Raw genomic sequence first — 3,965 nt, forward strand, 5'->3', positions numbered from 1 at the left:
CCCGAGCGCGCCGCCCGTCGGCTCGGCGCCCCGGTCGCGATCGTCGCGGGCACCGACCACAACCTGTCCACCCCCGCCGCGCAGGCGGAGCTGACCCAGATCCTGAACGACCTCGTCGCCGCCGTCGTCGCGGGCCGCCCCTGACGCCCGATCGGCGTCGCGAAGGCGGCCGAGGAGCCTGCCACGGGGGGCGGCGAGACAACGCAGGCGGGGGGCTTCACAGGGGCCGTCCCGCCACCTACCTTGGGGATCCCAGCAACGAACGAAAGGAGGTGATCCAGTGTCTCATTGTCATCAGCCGCTGTCTTCGGCTTACCGGACCTGGACCGTCGCCTCCGGCGCCTCCTTCTAAGGGCGCCCGGGCACTCTCGGGACAGTTTCGGCCGGACCGCGGTTCGGCAATGGAAGGGCCGCCCTCACGGGCGGCCCTTCGGCTTTTCAAAAAGGTCTGCCTGCGAGGGCGGCCCTTCGTCGTGTCCGACGACCGTGGCTCGCCGCGATCGACGCGCCTCAGCGCTTCTGGAACAGCGGCTGGGCCAGCGCCTCGGTGCGGGCGCGCCAGAGGTCGCGCTCCTCGCGCATCGCATCGAGCTCGTCGCGGATCTGGTCGCGCTCGACCCGGAAGTGATCGCGCTCGGCCCGGATTTCGTGAAGGGCGTTCATCTCGATCTGCACGTGGTTGCGCAGCTCGCGGATCTCCTGGGCGAGCAGGGTCTGCAACTCGCCGTGGCGGTCGGATTCGATCCGAAGCTTCGCCTTCAGCATCAGGTTTTCGGCCATCAGCTCGGAGATGTCCTCGGCCTCCGGGTTCGAACGCGGGGCCTCGACCGGCTGCTGCACGATCCGGGGCGACCACGCCGTCTCGGCGGCGCGGGGCTCGGGGCGCGGCGGCTGGCGCGTCTCGGCCTGCGGCTGGAAGGGGGCCTGAGCTTGGGCCTGGGCGGCGGGCGCCTGGGCCTTCATGGCGGCGAGCCAGTCGCGCAGCGGGCCCGGGGTCGGGCGTCCACCGGACTCGTACGGGGGCAGGTTGCGGGCGGGGTCCGACATCGGTGTGTCCTCAACGATCGAGGCCATTCAGTGCCGAACATGCTTAACGATCGGTAAAAGTTAACGCTGCGTCTGCGTTCGATCGCGAGAATGTGGGCCGGATCCCGCCCTCCTCCGTCAGGCCTTGCCGGTGTCGACGCCTGGCTCGACCCCTGGCTCGACCTCGCGGTCGACGTTCTGCTCGCGCTCGTCGAAGGTGTAGCCTTCGAGCCAGTCGGCGCTGTCCTGGGAGCCGGCGGGATACGGGTCGGCCGAGAGCGGCGCGCCCTGCGTCTTGGCGGCCCTGCCCTCGTCCCTGATCTTGGCCGAGACGTATGCCATGCGGTCGTCCTCCTTCATGCTTCGTCGGATCATCGAAGGTGGGAGAGGCGGGCGAAAAGGCGAGCCCGGCGGTAGGGGCGGCTGCCGGGGAAGCTGCCGGGGCGTACAAAAATTGACTTTTGGCGCCGGCTTCCGTATCGCCCGGCGCATCCGACGTTCGTCGTCGATTCCGAAGCCGACCGGTCCATCGAGGCCGGAGGTCAACGCCCGACAGCGCGTCCGCGCCCTCGGGCGTGCTCGGCGTTGGCGGCAGGCGTCCTCACGAAGGCCGTCCTTGACCCACGCCATGACCTTTACGCCATGACACCATCCGCCGCCCTGCGCATCGAGGATGCCGTGAACGAGCTCTGCCCCTGGTCGGGCAAGCCGATCGCGGCCGATTCCCTGACGCTCTACAACGGCGCCGTGGTCGGCTTCTGCAATCCCGAGTGCCGGGACAAGTTCGCCCGCGCGCTCAGTGCCTTCGAGGACGCGTTCCAGGCGCGCCGTGCCGCCGCGTCCGGCCTGGACCAGTAGCGCCATGTTCGAGGGCCTTTCCGACCGCCTGTCCGGCATCCTCTCCGGCCTCACCCGCCGGGGCGCGCTGACCGAGGCCGACGTCACCGCCGCGATGCGCGAGGTCCGCCGCGCCCTGCTCGAGGCCGACGTGGCCCTCGAAGTGGTGCGCGGCTTCACCGACGCGGTGCGCGAGAAGGCCGTCGGCGCCGTCGTGCTGAAGTCGGTCACGCCCGGCCAGATGGTCGTGAAGATCGTCAACGACGAGCTCGTGGCCATGCTCGGCACCGACGCCGGCGTGATCGACCTGAACGCCCCCGCCCCGGTGCCGATCCTGATGGTCGGCCTGCAGGGCTCGGGCAAGACCACCACCACCGCCAAGATCGCCCGGCGCCTGTCCGACCGCGAGAAGCGCAAGGTGCTGCTCGCCTCCCTCGACACCCGCCGCCCGGCGGCGATGGAGCAGCTGGCGATCCTCGCGGCCCAGGTCGGCGTCGCCTGCCTGCCGATCGTCGCCGGCCAGTCTGCGGTGCAGATCGCCAAGCGCGCCATGGACGCCGCCCGGCTCGGCGGCTTCGACGTGGTGATGCTCGACACCGCCGGCCGCACCACGGTCGACGAGGCCCTGATGCAGGAAGCCGCCGAGGTGAAGGCGGCGACGAACCCCCACGAGGTGCTGCTCGTCGCCGACGCGCTCACCGGCCAGGACGCGGTCAACACCGCGCGCGCCTTCGACCAGCGGCTCGGCGTCACCGGCATCGTGCTCACCCGCATGGACGGCGATTCGCGCGGCGGCGCGGCGCTCTCGATGCGCGCCGTCACCGGCAAACCGATCAAGCTCGTCGGCACCGGCGAGAAGGTCGACGCGCTGGAGGAGTTCCATCCCTCCCGCGTCGCCAACCGCATCCTCGGCATGGGCGACATCGTCTCGCTCGTCGAGAAGGCGGCCGAGACCATCGACCACGAGCAGGCGCTCCGCACCGCGGAGAAGATGCGCAAGGGTAAGTTCGACCTCGACGACCTGTCGATGCAGCTCGGACAGATGGAGAAGATGGGCGGCATCGGCGGCCTGATGGGCATGCTGCCCGGCATGGGCGCGATGAAGAAGCAGGTCGAGGGCGCCAACCTCGACGAGAACATGTTCAAGCGCCAGCGCGCGATCATCTCCTCGATGACCGCGCAGGAGCGCAAGAACCCCGACCTGCTCAAGAACTCCCGCAAGAAGCGCATCGCGGCGGGTTCGGGCACCAAGGTCGAGGAGCTGAACAAGCTCCTGAAGATGCACCGGACCATGGCCGACATGATGAAGGCGATGGGCTCGGGCAAACGCGGCATCGGCCAGGCTTTGGGCTCGATGTTCGGCCTCGGCGGCGGCGGGATGCCGGGCGGCATGGGCGGCGGGATGCCCGGCCTTCCGCCTGGAATGCCCGAGCCGACGCCGGAGCAGATCGAGGCGATGCAGAAGCAGTTCGGCGGCAAGCTGCCGCCGATGCCCCCCGGCCTCGGGGGGGCTGGCAAGATGCCGAGCCTTCCGGGCCTCGGAGGCTCGAAGATGCCGGGTCTCGGCGGCTTCCCGTTCGGGAAGAAGAAGTAGGGCGAAGGGGGAGTAGCGAATAGCGAATGCGGCTTTCGGCCTTCCATTCGCTACTCACTACTCACCATTCGTTGATCGATCGAAGCACATCAGGAGTTGAAGACATGTCCCTCAAGATCCGCCTCACCCGTGGCGGCGCCAAGAAGCGCCCGTACTACCGCATCGTCGTCGCCGACGCCCGCGCCCCCCGCGACGGCCGCTTCATCGAGAAGGTCGGCGCCTACGACCCGATGAAGGCCAAGGACGACCCGGCCCGCATCGTGCTCGAGGCCGAGAAGATCACGGCCTGGCTCGCCAAGGGCGCGCAGCCGACCGACCGCGTGCTGCGCTTCCTCGACGCCGCGGGGCTCGCCAAGCGCCCGACCCGCAACAACCCGCAGAAGGCGGAGCCGGGCGAGAAGGCCAAGGAGCGCGCCGCCAAGCGCGCCGAGAAGGCCGCCAAGCCCGCCGAGGACGCGGCCGCCTGAGGAGCCAGAGCATGCGTCGTCCCGCAGGCCCATCCCGCGGC

Annotated in this window: 5 protein-coding genes; 3 read left to right on the plus strand and 2 right to left on the minus strand. The window is 70.0% G+C overall.

Annotation, left to right across the window (positions count from 1 at the left end; all coding sequences use genetic code 11):
* Nucleotides 1-510: 510 nt before the first annotated feature.
* The gene (locus tag FV222_RS19360; RefSeq protein ID WP_147815420.1) at nucleotides 511-1,047 is read right to left on the minus strand and encodes an ATPase; all 537 of its coding nucleotides are present in this window, start codon (nucleotides 1,045-1,047) and stop codon (nucleotides 511-513) included.
* A 117-nt stretch (nucleotides 1,048-1,164) separates the two neighbouring features.
* Nucleotides 1,165-1,368 carry a hypothetical protein gene (locus FV222_RS19365; RefSeq protein WP_147815421.1) on the minus strand — a complete coding sequence of 68 codons (204 nt, stop codon included), beginning with the start codon at nucleotides 1,366-1,368 and terminating at the stop codon, nucleotides 1,165-1,167.
* Between the two features lie 300 nt (nucleotides 1,369-1,668).
* On the opposite strand from FV222_RS19365, the gene FV222_RS19370 reads away from it, so the two are divergent.
* The 3 genes from FV222_RS19370 to rpsP all read left to right on the plus strand — a co-directional run bounded on the left by FV222_RS19370 (nucleotide 1,669) and on the right by rpsP (nucleotide 3,924).
* Nucleotides 1,669-1,884, plus strand: a complete 216-nt coding sequence (locus FV222_RS19370; protein ID WP_147815422.1) for a glutathione S-transferase — start codon at nucleotides 1,669-1,671, stop codon at nucleotides 1,882-1,884.
* Between the two features lie 4 nt (nucleotides 1,885-1,888).
* The gene (ffh, locus tag FV222_RS19375) at nucleotides 1,889-3,457 is read left to right on the plus strand and encodes a signal recognition particle protein (RefSeq protein WP_147764082.1); all 1,569 of its coding nucleotides are present in this window, start codon (nucleotides 1,889-1,891) and stop codon (nucleotides 3,455-3,457) included.
* 104 nt (nucleotides 3,458-3,561) lie between these two features.
* Entirely contained in the window at nucleotides 3,562-3,924 is a 363-nt protein-coding gene (rpsP, locus tag FV222_RS19380; protein WP_147728730.1) for a 30S ribosomal protein S16, read from the plus strand.
* The last annotated feature ends 41 nt before the right edge of the window (nucleotides 3,925-3,965 follow it).

It is taken from the genome of Methylobacterium sp. WL103 (assembly GCF_008039885.1).
Classification (GTDB): Bacteria; Pseudomonadota; Alphaproteobacteria; order Rhizobiales; family Beijerinckiaceae; genus Methylobacterium; species Methylobacterium cerastii.